Here is a 21,477-nt window from a genome sequence, read left to right as displayed (position 1 = left end):
CGGACATTGGTCGAGCTAGCCCTCGTCCGCGTCCGCATTCTGCCCTAAATTGATGCCATCGGTGGATCACACAGCTTCGCGGGGCGGCGGCGAACCGACGCCGGCCTGCGTTCGAACATTGCAGAGGATGCCCATGGCCAAGCCTTTCCTGATCACCCTGCGGCGCACGGCGATCGCGGCCGTCACGGCGACAGGCGTCGCGGCGACGGCCATCGGGGCCGGCTCCATCGCGGCGCCCTCCTTGGCGTTTGCGCGAAGCGCGCCCGAATCCTTCGCCGATCTCGCCGAGCAGGTGACGGACGCGGTGGTGAACATCTCGGCCGCCACAACGGTGACGGAGCAGCGCTCGGTGCCGACGCCGCAGTTGCCGCCGGGCTCGCCCTTCCAGGAGTTCTTCGACGACTTCTTCAACCAGCGCGGCCAGAATGGCGAGCAGGGGCCTGGAACGCCCCGGCCGCAGCGGCGCTCCAACTCGCTCGGCTCCGGCTTCGTGATCGACGCCTCCGGGCTGGTGATCACCAACAACCACGTGATCGGCGACGCCAACGACGTGACGGTGATCTTCACCGACGGCCGCAAGCTGAAGGCCGAGGTGGTCGGCAAGGACGCCAAGGTCGACCTCGCGGTGCTGCGCGTGAAGTCCGACAAGCCGCTGAAGGCGGTGAAGTTCGGCGACAGCGACAAGTCGCGCATCGGCGACTGGGTGATCGCGATCGGCAATCCGTTCGGCCTCGGCGGGTCCGTGTCGGCCGGCATCGTGTCGGCGCGCAACCGCGACATCTCTGACCAGAGCTACGGCCACTACATCCAGACCGACGCTGCCATCAACAAGGGCAATTCGGGCGGCCCGCTGTTCAACATGGACGGCGACGTGATCGGCATCAACACCGCCATCCTGTCTCCGTCGGGCGGCTCCATCGGCATCGGCTTTTCGGTGCCGTCCAACATGGCGAAGCCCGTAATCGACCAACTGGTGCAGTTTGGCGAGACCCGCCGCGGATGGCTCGGCGTGCGCATTCAGAACGTGGATGACGCCATTGCGGAAAGCCTGGGCCTCGGTTCGCCGCGCGGCGCGCTTGTGGCCGGCATCGACGACAAGGGCCCGGCCAAGCCCGCCGGCATCGAGGCAGGCGACGTGATCGTCAAGTTCGATGGCGTCGACGTGAAGGAATCCAAGGACCTGCCCCGCATCGTCGGCCAGACGCCCGTGGGCAAGGAAGTCGCGGTCCAGATCGTCCGCAAGGGCAAGGAAGAAACCAAGACGGTGAAACTCGGCCGCCTCGAGGACGGCGAGAAGACCCGACTGGCGAGCAACAACAACAGCGCGCCCGAGGCCGACAAGCCGGTGGTGAAGCGCGCGCTCGGCCTCGAGCTGTCCCCGGTGACCGACGAGTTGCGCAAGCGCTACTCGATCAAGGAGACCGTGCGCGGCGTGGTGGTGAGCCGCGTCGATCCCAACTCCCCGGCCGCCGACAAACGCATCCAGCCAGGCGACGTGATCGTCGAGGTGCAGCAGGAGCCGGTGACGACCCCGGACGCCATGACGCGCCGCATCGACGCGCTCAAGAAGGACGGCAAGAAGTCCGCTCTCCTGCTGGTCGCCAACGCCCAGGGCGAAGTGCGCTTCGTGGCGGTGGGGCTGGACTGACGGACACGTCCGCCATCGGCCCCCTCTCCCCGGGACGGGGAGAGGGCTGGGGTGAGGGCGGTCGGGCCGCTCCCCTCATCTGTCTCAACGCGCCACCTTCTCCCGTTCCGGGGAGAAGGCCTCGCGCGGCGCCATAGCTCGCCTTCATCAACTCAGCTGCGCTGAGGCTCAATTTCCTCGGTCATCCCCGGCGGCGCGTAGCGCCGGGAAGGGAATCCAGGGGTGAGCGCTTTTGCCCCTGGATCCCCTTCCCGACCTGCTCCGCAGGTCGCCGGGGATGACGGTGGAGAGGCAGCGCCATGATTCCCGATCGCGGAGGCTCGGTTACCCGCTCGGCCGTAATTGCGAGCGTTGTTAAGCAATCCAGCTAACGCCGGGCCTTTAGGCTGGATTGCTTCGCCTCCGGCTCGCAATGACGAGGATGGCGGTTGCGGGAGAGGCTTCCCTTTGCCGGAGCTTCAGGCCGCGAAATCCTCAACCCGGTATCCCTGAGCATACAGCAGAGCGGTGAGGTCGGCGTGCTCCACGCGGGCGTGGGCTGCGGCGGCGACCGCGGGCTTGGCCCGGAAAGCGACGCCGAGGCCGGCTTCGTTGAGCATCGCGAGGTCGTTGGCGCCGTCGCCGACCGCGAGCGTGTCGGCGTGCGCGAGGCCGAAGCGGTTGCGCAGCTCGATCAGCGTGGCGAGCTTGGCTTCCTTGCCGAGGATCGGCTCCGCGACGCGGCCGGCGAGCCTCGTTCCGTCTGTGATCAACACGTTTGAACGATCCTCGTCGAAGCCGATCGTGCGTCCGATCGGCGCCGTGAACAGCGTGAAGCCGCCCGACACCAGCGCGGCGTAGCCGCCGTCGCGCCGCATGGTGCGGACCAGGGCCGAGCCGCCCGGCGTCAGCGTGATGCGCTCGGCGATGATGCGGTCCACCACCCCGGCATCCAGCCCGGCCAGCAGGGCGACACGCTCCCGCAAGGCGGGTTCAAACGCGATCTCGCCCCGCATGGCGCGCTCGGTGATCTCCGAGACGCGGTCCTTCAGGCCAACGAAATCCGCCAGCTCGTCGATGCATTCCTGCCCGATCATGGTGGAATCCATGTCGGCCAAAAACAGCCTCTTGCGGCGGGTCGCGACCGGCTGGACGACTACGTCGACAGGGGCGCCATCCAGCGCCGCGCGGGCGCGGTCGGCCTGCGCGCGGGCGTCATAGGGGACGTCGCCGGCGGCGGCCGGTGTGCGGAACGGGATGTCGGCCGCCACGCCGGGATTCAGCATGTGCGGCGATCCCGCCCCCGGCAGGACTTGCGCGACGCGCGCCAGCAGCGCATCGGAAAGGGCGGGGCGTTCGGGGCTCGAGACGAGCGTCGCGACGTGGTCGATCATGGGCCGACAAGGTCCGGGCAGGAGCAAGGCGCCGTGGCGCAGGGTTATCAGGCGATCCTCATCGCAGGACCGACCGCGAGCGGCAAGTCCGCGCTCGCGATCGCGCTGGCGCGCCGGCTCGGCGGCGTGGTGATCAACGCCGATTCCATGCAGGTCTATCGCGACCTTCGCATCCTCACGGCCCGTCCGACGCCCGACGAGGAGGCCAGCGCGCCGCACCGGCTGTTTGGAACCGTGGACGCCGCCGAGGCGTGGTCGGTCGGCAAATGGCTGCGGGCCATGGAGGCCGAACTCGCGCAGGCGCGGGCTGAAGGGTCGTTGCCGATCGTGACGGGCGGAACGGGGCTTTATTTCAAAGCCCTGACGGAAGGGCTTTCCGATATTCCGACCGTGCCGGAGGACATCCGCGTGGCCGTGCGCACCGCGACGCACGACGTGCCGGCCGAGCAGTTGCACGAAGAGCTCGCGCACCGCGATCCGGAAACGGCCGCGCAGCTGCGGCCAAGCGACCGCCAGCGGATCATCCGCGCCCTGGAGGTGTTTCAGGCGACCGGGCAGCCGCTTGTGCGGTTCCAAGGCGCACGGGCGGGGGCGCTGCTGGAGGCGGACGCATGCCTGCGCGTGTTCCTGGCGCCCGAGCGCGACGCGCTCTATGCCCGCATCGACGCCCGCTTCGACGCCATGGTGAGCCTCGGCGCGCTGGAAGAGGTGAAGGCGCTCGCGGCGCGGCGGCTCGACCCGGCTTTGCCGTGCATGCGGGCCCATGGCGCGCCCTGGCTGATCAAGGCTCTGCACGGCGAGATGGCGCTGCCGGAAGCCATCCAGCGCGCCAAGGCGGACACGCGCCACTACGCCAAGCGCCAGTTCACCTGGTTCCGGCACCAGGGCGAGGGCTGGCTCTGGGTCGACCCCGCCGAGGCCGAGCGGGCCGTGCTGGCGAGCTGGAGCTTTGTGGAGGGCGCGCCGGTGGGAGGTGTCGACAATCGCGCGCCAGCAACGAAACCGGCTTGACGGCAGGTAGCCGCCCGACTACGGTCCCGCACGATTTCGCATCGAGGGACGCACGCGTGCGCAACATTCTTATTGTAACCGGGGCGCCAGAGACGGGACGGTCATAAGACCGCACTCCCGACGATGGCGCCGTGTCCGAGGTCCCTAACGGGGCCTTTTTTGTTGCCCGAATGTCTGCCTCACCTCGAACGAACACTGATTGAACCGATGGGAGCGAAGCGATGACCCGACAGATGACCGGCGCCGAAATGGTCGTCCAGGCGATGCAGGACCAGGGCGTCGAACACCTCTTCGGCTATCCGGGCGGCGCGGTGCTGCCGATCTACGACGCCATCTTCCAGCAGGACAAGGTGAAGCACGTGCTGGTGCGGCACGAGCAGGGCGCCGTCCACGCCGCCGAGGGCTACGCCCGGTCCTCCGGCAAGGTCGGCTGCGTGCTGGTGACATCGGGGCCCGGCGCGACCAACGCCGTCACGGGCCTGACCGATGCGCTGCTGGATTCGATCCCGCTGGTCTGCATCACCGGGCAGGTGCCGACGCATCTCATCGGTTCGGACGCTTTCCAGGAGTGCGACACGGTCGGCATCACGCGCCACTGCACGAAGCACAACTATCTGGTCCGCTCGATCGAGGACCTGCCGCGCATCCTGCACGAAGCGTTCTATGTCGCCTCGAACGGGCGGCCGGGGCCCGTCGTGGTCGATATCCCCAAGGACGTCCAGTTCGCCAAGGGCACCTATGTCCGCCCGATGTCGAACCAGCACAAGACCTATCGCCCGCAGATCAAGGGCGACATGGGCAAGATCCAGGCGGCGGTCGACCTGATCGCCTCGGCCAAGCGGCCGGTGTTCTACACCGGCGGCGGCGTCATCAATTCGGGCCCCGAGGCGTCCGCCCTGCTGCGCGAGCTGGTGCGGCTGACAGGCTATCCGATCACGTCGACGCTGATGGGCCTCGGCGCCTATCCGGCCGCCGACGACCAGTGGCTGGGCATGCTGGGCATGCACGGCACCTATGAGGCCAATCTCGCGATGCATGACTGCGACGTCATGATCTGCATCGGCGCGCGCTTCGACGACCGCATCACGGGCCGGCTGGACGCGTTCTCGCCCAAGTCCAAGAAGATCCACGTGGATATCGACCCGTCCTCCATCAACAAGAACGTGCGCGTCGATATCGGCATCATCGGCGATTGCGGCCACGTGCTGGAGGACATGGTGCGCCTGTGGCGCAGCCGCGCCCCGCAGGTCGACAAGGCGGCGCTGGGCGAGTGGTGGAAGCGCATCGAGGGCTGGCGCGCGCGCAACTGCCTCGGCTACCGAAACGACGCCAAGGTGATCAAGCCGCAATACGCCGTGCAGCGGCTCTACGAGCTGACCAAGGATCGCGATACCTACATCACGACCGAGGTCGGCCAGCACCAGATGTGGGCGGCGCAGTACTACCGCTTCGAGGAGCCGAACCGCTGGATGACGTCCGGCGGCCTGGGCACCATGGGCTACGGCCTGCCGGCCGCGGTCGGGACCCAGATGGCGCATCCGGACGCGTTGGTGATCGACATCGCCGGCGAAGCCTCGATCCTGATGAACATGCAGGAGATGTCGACGGCGCTGCAGTACCGGCTGCCGGTGAAGATCTTCATCCTGAACAACGAGTACATGGGCATGGTGCGCCAGTGGCAGGAGTTGCTGCATGGCGGGCGCTACTCGGAAAGCTACTCGCAGGCGCTGCCGGACTTCGTGAAGCTGGCCGAGGCCTATGGCGGCCACGGCATCCGCTGCTCGGACCCGGCCGACCTCGATCGCGCCATCATGGAGATGATCGACAGCCCCAAGGCCGTGATCTTCGACTGCATCGTCGCCAAGGAAGAGAACTGCTTCCCGATGATCCCGTCCGGCAAGGCGCACAACGAGATGATCCTGCCGGACTTCGAGGGCAAGACCGGCGACATCATCGACGCGCGCGGGCGCGAGTTGGTCTAATCATCCGGGGCGGGCGCGAGCCCGCCAAGCGGGCCGAGCCCGTCCCGCGTCATCAGGAGCCCGCCCCATGAAGCTCGCTATCGGCAACAAGGCCTATTCGTCCTGGTCACTGCGTCCCTGGATTCTCCTGCGGGCGCTTGGCGTGCCGTTCGAGGAGGACTTGATCCCGCTGGACACGCCGGAGTTCCGGCCGCGCGTGGAGGCCTACGGGGCGGGGCGGACGGTGCCGATCCTGGTGGATGGCGACGTCACCGTGTGGGAAACGGTCGCGATCATGGAATATGTGGCGGACCGGTTTCCCGAGAAGGCGGTCTGGCCGGCGGACATCGCGGCGCGGGCCTTCGCGCGCACGATCGCGTCGGAAATGCATGCCGGGTTCCGGGCGCTGCGCTCGGCCTGCCCGATGAACCTGCGCAAGCGCTACGCCGCGAAGGATCGCGGCGCCGACGTGGCGCAGGACGTGGCGCGGGTGGTTCATCTCTGGCGGGAGGCGCGCGAGCGCTTCGGGGCTAAAGCGGGCGGGCCGTTTCTGTTCGGCGCGTTCACGGCGGCGGACGCCATGTTCGCGCCCGTGGTGACGCGCCTGCGGGGCTATTCGATCGAGGTGGATGCCGACACGCGCGCCTACATGGACGCCGTGCTGGATCACCCGGCCTTCGTGGAATGGCAGCAGGCCGGCATGGCCGAGCCCTGGATCGTCGCGCATGACGAGGTGGACGAGCCACAGGTCGGGCCGTTCAGGGGCTGAGAACAAGCAGAACAGCGAAGCGGGGCGACGATGAACATGCCGATGAAATCCCACTATTCCGACGCGCCCAAGACGCAGCCGCCGGCGCGCCACACCCTGTCGGTGCTGGTCGACAACGAGCCCGGCGTTCTCGCGCGGATCTCGGGCCTGTTCTCGGGCCGCGGCTACAACATCGAGAGCCTCACGGTTTCGGAAACCGAGCACGAGGCGCATGTCTCGCGCATCACCATCGTGACGACCGGCACCGGGCCGGTGATCGAGCAGATCAAGGCCCAACTGGACCGGCTCGTGCCGGTGCACCGCGTGGTGGACCTCACCATCCAGGGCGAGGCCATCGAGCGCGAGCTCGCGCTCGTGAAGGTGGTCGGCTCGGGCGAGAGCCGGGTCGAGGCCATGCGCCTCGCCAGCGCGTTCGGGGCGCGCACGGTCGACGCCACGCTGACCTCCTTCGTGTTCGAGATCACGGGCGCGACCGAGGAGATCGAGCGCTTCCTGCGCGTGATGGCGGTGGTGGGCCTCGTCGAGGTGTCTCGCACCGGCATCGCCGCCATGGCGCGCGGCGCCGAGGCGCTCTGACCACACCAAAAACAACACCTGAGGAAACGCCATGACGTTGAAGCTCTACTTCTCGCCGGCCGCCTGCTCGCTCGCGGCCCACATGGCGCTGGAGGAAGCCGGGGCCGACTACGAGGCCGTGCGGGTTAACTTCGCCGAGGCCGAGCAGCGCTCGCCGGCCTACCTGGCCATCAACCCCAAGGCGCGCGTGCCCGCGCTGGCGGATGGCGACTGGGTGCTCACCGAAGTTCCGGCCATTCTACGCTACATCGCGCTGACCCATCCGGCCGCCGGCCTGTGGCCCAAGGACGTGCGCGACGACGTACGTTGCGCCGAGTGGCTGGCCTGGTGCTCCTCCACGGTTCACGTCTCCTACGCGCATGTGCGCCGGCCAGAGCGCTACGCGGCGTCCGACGCCGCTAAGGCGGAGGTTGTGGAAGCGGGCCGGGCCACCTGCCGGGACGTGTGGGCGCAGGTCGACGCGCGGCTGAAGGGCCGCGAGTGGGCGGCGGGCGACAGCTTCTCGGTCGCGGACCTTTATCTCACGGTGTTCTGGCTCTGGGGCCGCGGCCCGACGCTCGGCTTCGACATGGCGGCCGACTACCCGAACTGGACCGCGCTCGTCCGCCGGGTTACGGCGCGGCCGGCGGTCCGCAAGGTGTTCGAGAAGGAAGGGCTGGAGCTTCCGGCCTGAGGCTTGCGCCTCAGCCCTTGAAGCCGTCTCCGGCCAGGAACTCGGCTTCCTCGGGTGTGGTGTCGCGGCCGAGAACCGGGTTGCGATGCGGAAAGCGGCCGAAGCGGGCGATGATGTCGCGATGCATCTTCGCCCATTTGGCGCCGTCCTCGTCGCCGGCGGCTTCATAGAGCCGGACGCAGAGGTCCTGCTCGGCGAGGTCCTCCGAATGCATGAAGGGGAGAAAGAAGAAGGGGCGCAACACCGGGTCGACCTGCCGGTCGAAGCCGCGCTCCAGGGCAGCGGAGGCGACATGGCGGGCTATTTCATCGGTGGCGAACGCCTCGGGCGACCTGCGGAAGAGGTTGCGGGGCAACTGGTCCAGCAGAAGGACCAGCGCAAGCGCGCCCTCCGGCGTTTCGGACCAAGCGTCCAGCTGCCCGTCGGCGGCGGCCTGCCGGGTCGGTTCGAAACGTTCACGGAGTTCCGCGTCAAAGGCGTCGTCCTTGGCGAACCAGCGATCCCGGCCGGCCTCGCGCCAGAATGACAGGATCGACGTGGCGGGAACGGGGGAGAGCATGAATCTGTCCTGCATGAAGGGTTGTGGGCAGCAAAGCGCCTGGGCGCGAAGCGCTCGCGGAAACATCATTGCGCGGCGGCATGGCTGTTCCGCGCAGCCAACCTTGGCCTTGGGGCTTGTTTCACGGGCCCTCGACCAGTAAAGCACCGGCCGGACCTTCCTTCCACCACCCGGCCGGACGGAACCAGACACACGAGGGCCGAACCGCCGGGGGCGGGAGCCCAGGAGAGGACCAGACCATGCGCGTTTATTACGACCGCGACGCGGACATCAACCTGATCAAGGGCAAGAACGTCGCCATCGTGGGCTACGGCTCGCAGGGCCACGCCCATGCGCTGAACCTGCGCGACAGCGGCGTGAAGAACATCGCGGTGGCGCTGCGCGCCGGCTCGCCGACGGTCAAGAAGGCCGAGGGCGAAGGCCTCAAGGTCATGACCGTGGTGGAAGCCGCCAAGTGGGCCGACGTGGTGATGATGCTCACCCCGGACGAGCTGCAGGCCGACATCTACCGCGACGAGCTCGCCCCGAACATGAAGCAGGGCGCGGCCCTGATGTTCGCGCACGGCCTCAACGTGCACTTCAACCTCATCGAGCCGCGCAAGGACCTCGACGTGCTGATGGTCGCCCCGAAGGGCCCCGGCCACACGGTGCGCTCCGAGTACCAGCGCGGCGGCGGCGTGCCGACCCTGATCGCGATCCACCAGGACGCCTCCGGCAACGCGCATGACCTCGGGCTCTCCTACGCATCCGCCAACGGCGGCGGCCGCGCCGGCGTCATCGAGACGACCTTCAAGGAAGAGTGCGAGACGGACCTCTTCGGCGAGCAGGTCGTGCTCTGCGGCGGCCTCGTGGAGCTGATCCGCGCCGGATTCGAGACGCTGGTCGAAGCGGGCTACGCCCCCGAGATGGCCTATTTCGAGTGCCTGCACGAAGTGAAGCTGATCGTCGACCTCATCTACGAGGGCGGCATCGCCAACATGAACTACTCGATTTCGAACACCGCCGAGTACGGCGAGTACGTCACCGGCCCGCGCATCATCACATCGGAAACCAAGGCCGAGATGAAGCGCGTCCTGAACGATATCCAGACGGGCAAGTTCACGCGCGACTGGATGCTGGAGAACAAGGTCAACCAGACCTCGTTCAAGGCCGTGCGCGCCAAGAACGCCGCCCACCAGATCGAGGAAGTCGGCGGCAAACTGCGTGACATGATGCCCTGGATCAAGGCCAAGGCGCTGGTCGACAAGTCGAAGAACTAAGCCGGCGCAAGGCCTCGCGCCTGCGCGATCGAAAACGTTCAAGAGCCCCGGCGGACGCCTCCGCCGGGGCTCTTTGCTTGCCCTTGGTGCTCTCACTCTCTACCCTTTCGTGGGAAAAACGAGGTCGCAGTCCGCGGCCGGACTGCGGGAGAGCGTCGGGATGGTGGTGTTGCGCGTGATCGAACGCGATGCGCCAGGAGCCAAGCCGCCGGCGGTGGCGCTGGACGCGGTGTCGATCGCGTATGGGGGCGGCGCACAGCCGGTCTATGAGGCCGTCGCGCCCACCACCCTGCGGGTCGCCGAAAGCGAGTTCGTCGCCATCGTGGGGCCGACAGGTTGCGGCAAGTCGACCCTGCTGAACGCCGCCGCCGGCTTGCTCAAGCCCGCCAGCGGGGCGGTGTCGATCTTCGGCGAGCCGTTGTCGGGGCTGAACGGCAAGGCGGGATACCTCTTCCAGCAGGACGCTCTGATGCCTTGGAAGACGGCGCTGGAAAACGTGGCGATCGCGCTCGAGGTCGGCGGGATGGCCAGCGCCGAGGCCCGCAAGCAGGCCAAGGCCTGGCTTGCGCGGGTCGGCCTATCCGCCTTCGCGGACCGCTACCCGCACCAGCTCTCGGGCGGCCAGCGCAAGCGCGTCGGGCTCGCGCAGGTGCTGATCCGCGATCCCAAGATCCTGCTCATGGACGAACCCTTCGGGCCGCTCGACGCGCAGACCCGGCAGATCATGGGCACGCTTCTGCTGGACCTCTGGGCGACGGACCGCAAGGCCGTGCTGTTCGTGACGCACGACCTCGAGGAGGCGATCGCGCTGGCCGATCGGGTCGTGATCATGTCATGCGGCCCCAAGGCGCGCATCATCGGTGACCACGCCATCGACCTGCCGCGCCCACGGGACGTGGCCGAGGTGCGGCTCGATCCGCGCTTCCACACGCTGCACCGGGCGATCTGGAGCGAGTTGCGCGACGAGGTCACCAAGGCTTACGGAGCGGCGACGTGATCGGCATTTCGCGCACCAAGCTCTTCGCCTTGCAGGCGCTCGTCGCCGCGGTCGCGCTGCTGATCTGGCATGTCGGATCAACGGTGCCGATCGGCGGGACCTACCTGCTGCCGAAATTCTTCTTCTCGACCCCGGGCGACGTGATCGCGCGGATCTGGAAACTGTTCGCGGGCGGGCAGATCTGGAAGCACCTCTCGATCACGCTCACCGAGACCGTGCTGGCGTTCCTGATCGGCTCGGTCGGCGGCGTGCTGTTCGGGTTCTGGTTCGCCCGCAAGCCCATCGTGGCGGCGGTGTTCGATCCCTACGTGAAGATGGCGAACGCGCTGCCGCGCGTGGTGCTCGCGCCCATCTTCATGTTGTGGCTGGGGCTCGGCATCTGGAGCAAGGTGGCGCTTGGCGTCACGCTGGTGTTCTTCATCGTGTTTTTCAACGTCTACCAGGGCGTGAAGGAGGTGAGCTCCGTGGTGCTCGCCAATGCGCGGCTGATGGGCATGAACGAGCGCCAGCTGTTCCGGCACGTGTACTGGCCGTCGGCGCTGAGCTGGATGTTTTCGTCGCTGCACACGTCGGTAGGCTTCGCGCTCGTGGGCGCGGTCGTGGGCGAGTATCTCGGCTCGGCGGCGGGCCTGGGCTATCTCATTCACGAAGCCGAGGGCGTGTTCGACGTGACCGGCGTGTTTGCCGGCATGGTGATCCTGGCCGCCTTCGTGTTGTTCATCGACTGGCTGGTCACGCTGATCGAGAACCGCCTGCTGGTGTGGCGTCCGCAACCTGCGAGCCATGCCTGAGTTCACGTTCAACCATAACGAGATGAAGGTTCACAAGAACCGGATCAGGGAGTGAAAACATGAGTCCGTTCAAGCTGATCGCCGCGGCCGCTGCAGCGCTGCTGCTGGCCGGCAGCGCCGCCTCCGCGCAGGCCCCCGAGAAAAAGGACATCAAGCTCGGCGTGGGCGGCAAGGCGTTGCTCTACTACCTGCCGCTGACCATCGCGGAGCGGAAGGGCTTCTTCAAGGAGCAGGGACTCGATGTCGAGATCTCCGATTTCGCCGGCGGCGCAAAGTCGCTGCAGGGTCTTGTCGGCGGTTCGCTGGACGTCGTGACAGGCGCTTACGAGCACACGATCCGCATGCAGGCGAAGGGGCAGGACATCCGCGCCGTGCTGGAGCTCGGGCGCTTCCCGGGCATCGCGGTAGGGATCGCAAAGGCCAAGGCTGACGCCTACAAGTCGCCGAAGGACCTCAAGGGCATGAAGATCGGCGTCACCGCGCCGGGCTCCTCCACCAACATGCTGGTCAACTTCCTGCTCGCCAAGGAAGGCCTCACTCCGCAGGACGCGTCGTTCATCGGCGTCGGCAGCGCCCAGTCGGCGGTTGCGTCCATCCGCAACGGGCAGCTCGACGCGATCTCGCACCTGGAGCCGGTGCTCTCCATGCTGGAGCGCTCGGGCGACATCAAGATCGTGGTCGACACGCGGACTGAAGAGGGCACCAAGGCGCTGTTCGGCGGCTCGAACCCGGCGGCGGTGCTCTACGTCAAGAAGGACTTCATCGACAAGAACCCCAACACCGTGCAGGCGCTCACCAACAGCCTCTACAAGGCGCTGGTGTGGATCAACAAATCCTCGCCGGCCGAAATCGCCGCTGCGGTGCCGGAGGAATACCTGCTGGGCGACAAGGAGCTCTACGAACTCGCGGTGAAGAACTCCAAGCCGACCTACTCACAGACCGGCATCGTGACCGAGAGCGGCATGAAGAGCACGCTCGACATGCTGAAGCAGTTCGACGCCGAGCTCAAGGACGCCAAGGTCGACCTGGCTACGACCTTCGACGACCGCTTCGCCAAGAAGGCGGCCGCCAGTGTGAAATAGCTCTGCGGCCATCGACGACGCGATCACGCGGCCGGGACCCCTATCCCGGCCGTTCGTGTTTGGTCGGCGTCTCGGTCATGCCGACAAGTTCATATGCTCACTTGATATTTTCAATAAAGCAGACCGCAAGTATCTGATTCACGATTGGACATGAACGCTTATTCAGGATTGTCATGAACACGTATTCATAAACCAGATTATCAATCGATCGGTGACGATTTCTGGAACCGGTCGACGGTCATCTCGTTGTTTGCGCGGGGGCGGAGCAACGGAGAATCGTCATGAAGAAATCGCTTCTTGCCGCCGCCGCGTTGGCCACCGCGTTCGCCATGCCGATGGCCGCGCAGGCGCAGTCGTCCGGCGGAGCCGCCGCGGGCGCGACGGCCGGAGCCGTCGGGGGTGCTGTCGTGGGCGGCCCTGTTGGAGCCGTCGTGGGCGGCGCGACGGGCGCGGTCATCGGGGGCCTGACGGGTCCGGAAGAGACCAAGTTCAAGGAATATGTGGTTCGCGAGCACCGGCCGTCCGTACGCGTGCAGGAAAAGGTCGTGGTCGGCGAGACCCTGCCGTCTTCGGTGCAGTTCTACGAGGTGCCCGAGACCGTCGGCGTGAAGACCAAGTACCGCTACTCGGTGGTGAACGACCGGACCGTGCTGGTCGACCCGAGCACCCGCCGCGTGGTGCAGGTCATCGACTGACCGTGAACAACGAGGGGCGGGCCTGACGCCCGCCTGATCCAATCAAGAGCCGGGATGCCGCCTTGAAGGCGCCCCGGCGACCAGAAGGGAACATGTCATGAAACTCGCAAGCCTTGGGCTCGCCCTCGCGCTCGTCAGCACGACGGCGCTGGCCCAGACCAGCCTTTCCACCAGCGGCGGCGCCAACGCCTCCGGCGGCGCGTCGATGAGCTCGGGCTCGGGCTCTGATTCCTCCACCATGCAGCGCCAGAAGAGCGGCTCGGCCGAGAAGCAGAGCACGGGCGCGACCACCCAGCGCTCGTCCCAGCGGACCGGCGTGAGCGGCGAAGCCTCCGGCTCGGCCAGGGTCGAGGGATCGTCCGCGACGCGCGTCGAGGGCCGGACCACCGTGGGATCTCGCAGCCGCGAAGAGGGCGGCGTGTCGATCCGCACCCGGACGCGCACCACCGAAGGCAGCCCAAGCGTCTCGGTTCATCGCCGCTCGGTGACGAGCTACGACGACGAGCCGACCACGACGGTCGTTCGCCGCAAGCGCATCGTGCATCGCTATGACGAGCCGCGCCGCAAGTACGTGGTCGTGCGCAAGCACAAGCGCCACTACGTCGAAGAGCCGTCCGTGACCATCCGCAAGAAGCGCCACATCGTGCGCACCTGGCAGGATGAGCCGTCTTCCGTGACGCGCAGCCGCACGGTGACCCGCTATGGCCACTCCGAGCCGTCCACCAGCGTGTCGATCCGGGCGGGCGAGCGCAGCCGCTCCACAACCCGCTTCTCGGCCGAGACTCGCGAGCGCGGCGAGGCTGCGACCACTCGCTCGCAGACGCGCAACGTCGAAACCGGCTCCGTGCGGGGCAAGGCCGAGGTGCAGGGCTCCGGCTCGATCAACGGCGGCTCGACCTCGCGCTCGTCCGGCTCGATGAGCGGCAAAGCCGGCGGTTCCATGGGCATGCAGGGCTCGGGCGGCTCGCAGAACGTCAAGCCGCAGAGCGGCGCCGCGCAGTAAGCGCCTTTTCGCGAACGAACTTCAAGAAAGGCGCGGCCCACGGGTCGCGCCTTTTTTCATGTGCCGCAGTAAGTCACGTAGTTCTGTGGGCTCGGCGGAGGCGCCTCCGCGTAAGCGGCAAACTCGGGCTGGTCGTCGTAGGGACGGGCCAGAATTCGCAGGAGCTCCTCGAAGGGCGCGAAATCCTGGCGTTCCACGGCGGCTTCGATCATGCGCTCCACGAGGTGGTTGCGCGGGATGAAGGCGGGGTTCGCGCGCCGCATCGCGCTTGCGCGCTCGGCCGGGGCGACGGCGGGCTCCGACGTGAGGCGATCACGCCAGCGAGCCAGCCAGGCGTCGACGCCGGCGAGGTCCATGAACATGTCGCGCACCGGGCCGCTCGCCTCGGGATCGGCCGCGAGATCGCACAGCCGGCGAAACAGCACCGTGAAATCCACCCGGTCGGCCGTCATCAGCGACAGCAGCGCGGACGCGAGAGCGAGGTCGTCCGGCCCCTCGGTCGTGAGCCCCAACTTGCGCCGCAGGCCGGCCAGGTATGAGGCGTTGAAGCGGTCGACATAGGCGTCCAGCGCCCCCTGCGCGTCGGCGACGGCCTTGTTCTCGTCCTCGCCGAACAGCGGCAGCAGGGCCTCGACGAGCCGGGCGAGGTTCCACTGGGCAATGCCAGCCTGCGCCCCATAGGCATAGCGGCCCTGCCGGTCGATGGAGCTGAACACGGTCGCGGGGTCGTAGGCGTCCATGAACGCGCAGGGGCCGTAGTCGATCGTTTCACCGGAGACCGACATGTTGTCGGTGTTCATGACGCCATGGATGAAGCCGAGCAGCAGCCACTGGGCGACGAGGTCGGCCTGGCGGCGCACCACGCCTTCGAAGAAAGCGAGATAGGGGTTCGGCGCACCCGCGGCCGCGGGATCGTGCCGTGCAATCGCATAGTCGGCGAGCTTGCGCAGGGACGCGAGATCGCGGCGCGCGGCGAAGAACTGAAACGTGCCGACCCGGATATGGCTCGCGGCGACGCGCGTCAGCACCGCGCCGGGATGGATGTCCTCGCGCATCACATGCTCGCCCGTGGTCACAGCCGCGAGCGCCCGCGTGGTTGGGACGCCCAGCGCCGCCATGGCCTCGCTGACGAGGTATTCACGCAGCACCGGTCCCAGGGCCGCCCGGCCATCGCCGCCGCGGGAGAATGGGGTGGGGCCGGAGCCTTTCAGCTGGATGTCGCGGCGGCGGCCGGCGCGGTCGATCACCTCGCCGAGCAGGATCGCGCGTCCGTCGCCCAGTTGGGGCGAGAAGTGCCCGAACTGGTGCCCCGCATAGGCGGCCGCGATCGGCTCGGCTCCGTCCGGGATGGCGGCCCCGGCGAGCGCCGCCAAGCCTTCGGGAGACGCCAGGGCGTCGGCGTCGAGGCCGAGTTCCTCGGCGAGAGCGAGGTTCAGACGCACGAGCCGCGGAGCCACGACGGGCGTCGGCTTGGTTCGCGTGAAGAACGGCCCATCAAGGCGGGCGTAGCTGTTGTCGAAAGGCAGCGAGATCGTCACGGGCCGAGCACTCCGGCGGCGCCGTAAAGCGCCCATGGATCGGTAGATGGGCCTTGGCGCCCGTTGGGGCGAGTCCCCCGTGGTTCTGGGGTGCGTTTCGGTTTGATGGAAGCGGTCAGGCGAGCTTGGGCCGAAAGGCGACCACGCCTTCTGGTCCGGGGCCCTGAACCGCCTGGTCGACGGCCCGGGCCAACGCGTTCTGGTCGAACGGCTTGTTCAGGCGCGGCAGGCTTTGGGCGGCGGCGGAGAGCTCCGCGTAGCCGGTTGCGAGGATAATTGGCAACCCGGGCCGCTCGGCGTTGAGGCGCTCGACAAGCTCGATGCCCGTCATGCCCGGCATGACGTGATCCGTGACGACCACGTCCAGCGACCGGGCGCGGCTCGCCATTTCGAGCGCCTCGCGGCCTGACCGCGCCTCGATGACGCGATGGCCGAGGTCCTCCAGCATGGCGGCGGTGTTCTCGAGCACGAGCGGATCATCGTCCACGACCAGCACCGTGTAGGCCCGAGGGGCCGTGCGCGGGTAGGGGACCACCGTCGCGGGCGCGGCCTCCGGCTCTGCGTCCGCGGCGATCGGCAAGCGAATCTCGGCGATCGTCCCTTCGCCCTTGCGACTCTTCAGGATGAGCCGCCCGTTCGACTGCTCGGCGAGGCCGTGCACCATCGAGAGACCGAGGCCCGTGCCCTTGCCGACGCCCTTGGTGGTGAAGAACGGCTCCTGCGCCCGCGCCAGGGTCGCCTCATCCATGCCTTCGCCGGTGTCCTGCACCCAAAGGCTGGCGTAGCGCGCCGCCGTTGCGCCGCCGTCCGGCGCATGCTCCTCGCGGGCTCCGATAGTAATCTGGCCGCCTCCTGGCATGGCGTCGCGCGCATTGACGACGAGGTTCAGCAACGCGAGCTCGAGCTGGTTGGCGTCAACCTGCACGCGCGGCAGCCCGAGCGGGAACCGCGTCTCGATGGCGATCTGCGGCCCAATTGACCTGTTCAGCAGCTCCGTCATGCCACGAACCAGATCGGGCAGGTCCACCGCGCGCGGCTTCAGGTCCTGGCGTCGCGCGAAGGCCAGCATGCGCTGCGTCAGCGATGCGCCGCGCTCGGCGCCCTGGATGGCGTTGTCGATCAGGCGGGTAATGCGGGGATCGTCGGTCGGCACGCGCTTGCGCAGGAGATCCAGGCTACCGAGAATCGCCATCAGCAGGTTGTTGAAGTCGTGCGCCACGCCGCCGGTGAGTTGGCCGACAGCTTCCATCTTCTGGCTTTGCGCCAGCGCCTCGCGGGTTCGGTCGAGCGCTTCCTGGGCCTGTTTGCGCTCGGTGACGTCGCGCGTGATCTTGGCGTAGCCGACGAGCTCGCCATGCGCGTCCCGAATGGGGTCGATCACGATGCTGGCCCAGAACAGCGACCCGTCCTTGCGGACGCGCCAGGTCTCGTCCTCGAACTTGCCCGTGGTGGCGGCGGTTTTCAGGGCCGCCTCGGGCGCGCCGACGGCCTGCGCCTCGGCGGTGTAGAACCGGGACAGGTGGCTGCCCACGATCTCCTGCGCGGTGTAGCCCTTGATGCGCTCGGCGCCGGCGTTCCAGTTGGCGACGCGCCCGTCCCGGTCGAGCATGAAGATCGCGTAGTCGGTGACGCTCTCGACAAGCAGGCGAAACCGCTCCTCGCTCTCGCGCAGGGCTGTAGCCTCGCGCGATGTCAGGTGCGCGAAATGGCGGTCGAACATGGCGGCGACGAGCGCCAGGACAAGGATCAGAAACGTCGTGCTGGTGATCCACAGCGCCAGCTTGGTCTGGGACAAATCCGCGGCGTCGTTCAGCGAGCGGATGCTCTGCACTGCCGAGAAGGTCGAGCCCGCCATGGCGACGTAGTGCATGCCCGAGATGGCCGCGCCCATGATGAGGGCGGCCAAGGCCCGTTCGGCGACGGTGGAATTGCGGAATGCGAGCCACAAGGCCAGCGTGGCGGCCCCGATGGCGATCAGCACCGAAAGGGCGATCGTCAGCCGCGCGTAGGTGAGTTCGGCCGACATCTGCATCGCGGCCATGCCGGCGTAATGCATGCCCGCGATGCCAAGCCCCATGACGAAACCGCTCGCCAGGAGCGCCGGCCTGCTCTGGCGATACCGGTCCACGGCGAAAAAGCCAAAGGCGGTGGCGAGGATCGGCAGCGCCAGCGATAGCAGCGTCAGTCCGAGATCATAGCGGACTTCGACGCCGGGCAACTGGAAGGCCAGCATGGCGACGAAATGCATCGACCAGACGCCGCCGCCCATTGCGATCGCCGAGGCGGCGAGCCAGCCATGCGCTGGCCAACCGCTCGTCGCGCGCATCCGGGCGGCGAGATCAAGCGCCGTATAGGCGGCCGTCACCGCGATCACGATGGACAAGGCGACCAGCAGGGTGTCGTGGGCGCCGGCGTGAGACATGGTGGAGTATGGCTCTTCAAGCCCTGATCAAAGCGAACCTTCGTGTCCGCTAAGCTCGGTGTCTAGTGTGAATTCGGGGTCCGCGACCTCGGATGGCGTTCAGGCCGGGTCCGACACCGGTTTGAAGCCGATGCGCTGCAATGCCGCCACGGTTTCGGGCGCTTGCAACGCGCTGAGGAAGGCGCGCACGGGCGGTGATTCGACACGCGAGCGCCTGACCACGAAGTCGTATCGCTCGTCCAGGATGGGCAGGAACCCGAGGCCATAGGCGTCGGCGACAGGCTTGATGGTGACCCCCCAATCGGCGCGCCGCTGGGCCACGGCGGCGCCGACAGCGTTGTGGGACCGCGGCTGGTTCCAGTAGCCGTCGGGCTTGCGCCCGCCCAACAGCCTGTCGATGAGGATGCGGGTGCCCGAGCCCGGGTTGCGGTTGACCATCAGAAACAACGGATCATCCGCCGCTCGCTCGAGCGCCTGTTGGAGCGACAGGCCGGCGAAGCGCTCGTCCTGCGCCCGGAATACGAGGCCCTGGGGCCGGTCCCAGCCACGGATCAGGACGGCGCCTTCGGGCACGAAGGCGCGGTTGTACTCGCCAGACTTGGGATCCATCAGGTGGATCGGCGCGATGTCGCATTCGCCGCGCCCTAGCGCTGCAAGGCCCGCGAGGCTGCCGACCGGGATGCTGCGGGACAAGACGCCCGCCAAAGCGAGCTCGTCCAGAATGGGCTCCAGGCCCACGCAGTGGCTGCCGACGATCACGAGGTCGGGTGGGCGATGCCCGGGGTCCAGCAAGGTCACCGTTCTGGTGGATCCCGCGTCGAGGCCGTCATGCAGGGCGTCGATGGTCAGGAATCCGTCCGCCTGCGAAAAGCTTGAAACCGCGCCGGAGCTCTTGCTGACCGGGAACGCCACGAGACCGTCCTCCGCCCTTGTGAGCGAGGCCATGACGAATTCCGTTCGGCCCAACTCGGACGCGACGCGCACCGGCACGCGCGCCTCCACGCTCGCCTCGGCGCGCCCTGGTTGGCCGGCGAGGCGGCGCAGCACCGGGGCGACGATGTCGTGGAACGTGAACATCGCCGAGGTCGGAAAGCCAGGCAGCACCACCACGGGCTTGCCGTTGCACACCGCCAGGCAGAGCGGCTTGCCGGGCTTCAGCGCCACGCCGTGGGCTACGATGCCGGGGGAGCCCAGCCGGTCGATAAGCCGGTAGGTGAGGTCGCCCGCGCCCTTGCTGGTGCCGCCGGACAGGATCACGGCGTCGCATCGCGCATGGGCGTCGCGCAGCGCAGCCTCCAGCGCGTCCGCGTTGTCAGGCACGGCCCCGAAGCGCACCGGCTCGCAGCCGTTTTCGGCCAGGGCCGCGGCCACGATGGGGCCGTTGGAATCGTAGATCTGCGCCGGGCCGAGCGGCGAGCCGGATTGCACCAGCTCGTCGCCGGTGGACAGCACCGCGACGCGGGGACGCCGCCAGACCTCCACGGCGGCGACGCCGCAAGCCGCCAGCATGCCGATTTCGCGGGCGCCCAGCACCGCGCCGCCGCGAAGCACGACCTCGCCGCGCGCCATGTCGGAGCCCGCATACGCCATGGCGCCGCCAGGCGGAGCGGAACGGCGCACCCAAATGGCGGCGTCGCCGTCCGGATCGGTGTGCTCGATCATCATCACGGCGTCCGCCCCGCGCGGCATGGGTCCGCCGGTCGCGATCGGGGTGGCGGTTCCGGCCGCCACCGCGAGGGCGGGCGATACGCCGCACGCGATGGTCTCGGCGTTCAGCACGAGGCGGACGGGCGCGTCATCGGTCGCGGTCGCGAGATCGGCGGAGCGGACCGCGAAGCCGTCCATCTGCGAGCGATCAAAGGGCGGGACGTCGATGGGGGCCGCCACCGAGCGGGCCAGCACGCGCCCGAGGCAGGCTTCGAGCGGCGCCGTTTCGCGGCCAAGCGGCCTCGGATCCAGCGCGGCCGTCCAGCGCGCCAAGGCTTCGCCGCGCGACAGCACGGACAGGAACTGCGCCTGATCGGCGGACGCCGGGGCGAGGGGCTTGGTGGGAGCGCTCACGGCACATCTCCGAAGGGTCGCGCCGGCAGCGTCGCGCCCACGGGCGCGCCCTCGCTGTCGGGCGGGATCAACGCCCAGGCGGCTGCGCGGGCCAGCGTTGTGATCGTGACGTCCCCGACGGTGAGGGGCGTCCAACGCTCCCCCTCAACGCCCAGCAATGCGATTTCGCTCCAGCCGATGCGGGACGCGATCTTGCGCGACAGAGGCAGGCTGCGGCTGGGGACAGGGCCTTCGACGCCGTCCAGGCTGTCCAGCAGCGGCGCGATCACAGCGAGCGCAACGGCCGCCGCCGCGCCCAGGCCGGGCGGAAGCCGCAACACGGCGCGGCCCTTCTCGATGGCGATCCAGGTCGCCTCGCCGGGCGCTAGGCCGAGAGCTTCGCAGATCAGGCCGTCGACCGTGGTGGGGGGCGGGCTCCAGGGCGCGATCACCACTGACGCTTCGGTGTCGGCGCCGTTTGCGATGGCCCGGCCGAGCAGCCCGGCAATCACCGCGCGGGATGCGGGGTCGCACTCGGGCGCGAACGCGACCCTGGCGCGCCGGGCCGAGACGGTTTCGACGCCCGCCTGCACGCAGGCGACGGCCTGATGGGCGGACAGGCGCTGGCCGCGCCGGGCCAGCGTCTGGCCGGCCCGGACCTCTGCGCCGGTCGCACGGACGTTTTCGGAGGACGCAGCCGCATCGGATGCTGTCGGGATCGGGCCGCCGGCGTCAACCGCGCCAAGGGGCAGCACGGCATCGGTTCCGGGCGGCAGGGGGTCGCCGGCCGCGACGCGAACAGGCGCCGTCGTTAGCGCGGCCGGGCCGTAGGGCGAGGCCCCGACCGTGTCGGAGGCCAGCACGGCCCAGCCGTTGCGCAGCGCAGTGGGAAACAACGGCAAGGTGCGGGGCGCCACGACATCGGCCGCGAGCACGGAGCCGGCGGCGTGATCGATCGGAAGTTGGCGCGCCGGAGCGGGCCCCAGCGCCTCCACGATCCGGTCCAGAACCGTCGCGACGGGCGTCAGGCGCATCACCGTGGAAGGGCGCGCGGGGGGCGTCGCGCCTTGGGTCATCGCG

At 68.4% G+C, this 21,477-nt stretch carries 18 protein-coding genes; 12 read left to right on the top strand and 6 right to left on the bottom strand.

Going from position 1 to position 21,477, the window contains the following annotated elements:
- Positions 1–127: 127 nt before the first annotated feature.
- Positions 128–1,648 (top strand): DegQ family serine endoprotease, encoded by a 1,521-nt coding sequence (locus IEV99_RS17705; protein WP_188519049.1) that lies wholly within the window; start codon positions 128–130, stop codon positions 1,646–1,648.
- A gap of 458 nt (positions 1,649–2,106) precedes the next feature.
- Here the strand turns inward: IEV99_RS17705 and serB are convergent, their stop codons facing one another.
- Positions 2,107–3,018, bottom strand: coding sequence for a phosphoserine phosphatase SerB (serB, locus tag IEV99_RS17700; protein ID WP_244643977.1), 912 nt, complete (start codon positions 3,016–3,018; stop codon positions 2,107–2,109).
- A 36-nt stretch (positions 3,019–3,054) separates the two neighbouring features.
- Between serB and miaA the strand changes: the two genes are divergently transcribed.
- The 5 genes from miaA (at position 3,055) to IEV99_RS17675 (ending at position 8,011) form a co-directional block, all read left to right on the top strand.
- On the top strand, positions 3,055–4,032 hold the full coding sequence (gene miaA / locus IEV99_RS17695) for a tRNA (adenosine(37)-N6)-dimethylallyltransferase MiaA (protein WP_244643912.1): 978 nt from the start codon (positions 3,055–3,057) through the stop codon (positions 4,030–4,032).
- A 221-nt stretch (positions 4,033–4,253) separates the two neighbouring features.
- The gene (locus IEV99_RS17690; RefSeq protein ID WP_188519047.1) at positions 4,254–6,014 is read left to right on the top strand and encodes an acetolactate synthase 3 large subunit; all 1,761 of its coding nucleotides are present in this window, start codon (positions 4,254–4,256) and stop codon (positions 6,012–6,014) included.
- Between the two features lie 67 nt (positions 6,015–6,081).
- Positions 6,082–6,762: a glutathione S-transferase family protein gene (locus IEV99_RS17685; protein ID WP_188519046.1), complete on the top strand. Its 681-nt coding sequence runs from the start codon at positions 6,082–6,084 to the stop codon at positions 6,760–6,762.
- A 36-nt stretch (positions 6,763–6,798) separates the two neighbouring features.
- Positions 6,799–7,338: an acetolactate synthase small subunit gene (gene ilvN, locus IEV99_RS17680; protein WP_371875801.1), complete on the top strand. Its 540-nt coding sequence runs from the start codon at positions 6,799–6,801 to the stop codon at positions 7,336–7,338.
- A 31-nt stretch (positions 7,339–7,369) separates the two neighbouring features.
- Positions 7,370–8,011, top strand: a complete 642-nt coding sequence (locus tag IEV99_RS17675) for a glutathione S-transferase family protein (protein ID WP_188519044.1) — start codon at positions 7,370–7,372, stop codon at positions 8,009–8,011.
- Positions 8,012–8,021: 10 nt separating this feature from the next.
- On the opposite strand, the gene IEV99_RS17670 is transcribed toward IEV99_RS17675, so the two are convergent.
- Complete coding sequence (locus IEV99_RS17670) at positions 8,022–8,570, bottom strand: DUF924 family protein (protein WP_188519043.1); 549 nt, start codon at positions 8,568–8,570, stop codon at positions 8,022–8,024.
- A gap of 239 nt (positions 8,571–8,809) precedes the next feature.
- Between IEV99_RS17670 and ilvC the strand changes: the two genes are divergently transcribed.
- The 6 genes from ilvC (at position 8,810) to IEV99_RS17640 (ending at position 14,397) form a co-directional block, all read left to right on the top strand.
- A complete protein-coding gene (gene ilvC, locus IEV99_RS17665; protein WP_188519042.1) occupies positions 8,810–9,829 on the top strand; it encodes a ketol-acid reductoisomerase in 1,020 nt (339 codons plus the stop codon).
- Positions 9,830–9,989: 160 nt separating this feature from the next.
- Positions 9,990–10,826: an ABC transporter ATP-binding protein gene (locus IEV99_RS17660; protein WP_188519041.1), complete on the top strand. Its 837-nt coding sequence runs from the start codon at positions 9,990–9,992 to the stop codon at positions 10,824–10,826.
- 5 nt (positions 10,827–10,831) lie between these two features.
- Positions 10,832–11,617: an ABC transporter permease gene (locus tag IEV99_RS17655; protein ID WP_188519724.1), complete on the top strand. Its 786-nt coding sequence runs from the start codon at positions 10,832–10,834 to the stop codon at positions 11,615–11,617.
- Between the two features lie 59 nt (positions 11,618–11,676).
- The gene (locus tag IEV99_RS17650; RefSeq protein WP_188519040.1) at positions 11,677–12,699 is read left to right on the top strand and encodes an ABC transporter substrate-binding protein; all 1,023 of its coding nucleotides are present in this window, start codon (positions 11,677–11,679) and stop codon (positions 12,697–12,699) included.
- Between the two features lie 281 nt (positions 12,700–12,980).
- A complete protein-coding gene (locus IEV99_RS17645) occupies positions 12,981–13,394 on the top strand; it encodes a DUF1236 domain-containing protein (RefSeq protein ID WP_188519039.1) in 414 nt (137 codons plus the stop codon).
- A 97-nt stretch (positions 13,395–13,491) separates the two neighbouring features.
- Positions 13,492–14,397: a hypothetical protein gene (locus IEV99_RS17640; protein WP_188519038.1), complete on the top strand. Its 906-nt coding sequence runs from the start codon at positions 13,492–13,494 to the stop codon at positions 14,395–14,397.
- A gap of 56 nt (positions 14,398–14,453) precedes the next feature.
- Here IEV99_RS17640 and IEV99_RS17635 read toward each other — a convergent pair whose 3' ends face one another.
- The 4 genes from IEV99_RS17635 to IEV99_RS17620 all read right to left on the bottom strand — a co-directional run bounded on the left by IEV99_RS17635 (position 14,454) and on the right by IEV99_RS17620 (position 21,473).
- A complete protein-coding gene (locus IEV99_RS17635) occupies positions 14,454–15,935 on the bottom strand; it encodes a protein adenylyltransferase SelO (RefSeq protein WP_188519037.1) in 1,482 nt (493 codons plus the stop codon).
- Between the two features lie 115 nt (positions 15,936–16,050).
- A complete protein-coding gene (locus tag IEV99_RS17630) occupies positions 16,051–18,357 on the bottom strand; it encodes an MHYT domain-containing protein (RefSeq protein WP_188519036.1) in 2,307 nt (768 codons plus the stop codon).
- A gap of 99 nt (positions 18,358–18,456) precedes the next feature.
- Complete coding sequence (locus IEV99_RS17625) at positions 18,457–20,418, bottom strand: molybdopterin biosynthesis protein (RefSeq protein ID WP_188519035.1); 1,962 nt, start codon at positions 20,416–20,418, stop codon at positions 18,457–18,459.
- Positions 20,415–21,473 (bottom strand): molybdopterin-binding domain-containing protein, encoded by a 1,059-nt coding sequence (locus IEV99_RS17620; RefSeq protein ID WP_188519034.1) that lies wholly within the window; start codon positions 21,471–21,473, stop codon positions 20,415–20,417. The genes IEV99_RS17625 and IEV99_RS17620 overlap by 4 nt, the downstream gene beginning before the upstream one ends.
- Positions 21,474–21,477 lie beyond the last annotated feature (4 nt).

Source organism: Alsobacter metallidurans (genome assembly GCF_014636935.1).
GTDB classification, from domain to species: domain Bacteria; phylum Pseudomonadota; class Alphaproteobacteria; order Rhizobiales; family Beijerinckiaceae; genus Alsobacter; species Alsobacter metallidurans.
The sequence above is the reverse complement of the archived record's forward strand: the minus strand, read 5'-3'. Positions and strand labels throughout refer to the sequence as shown.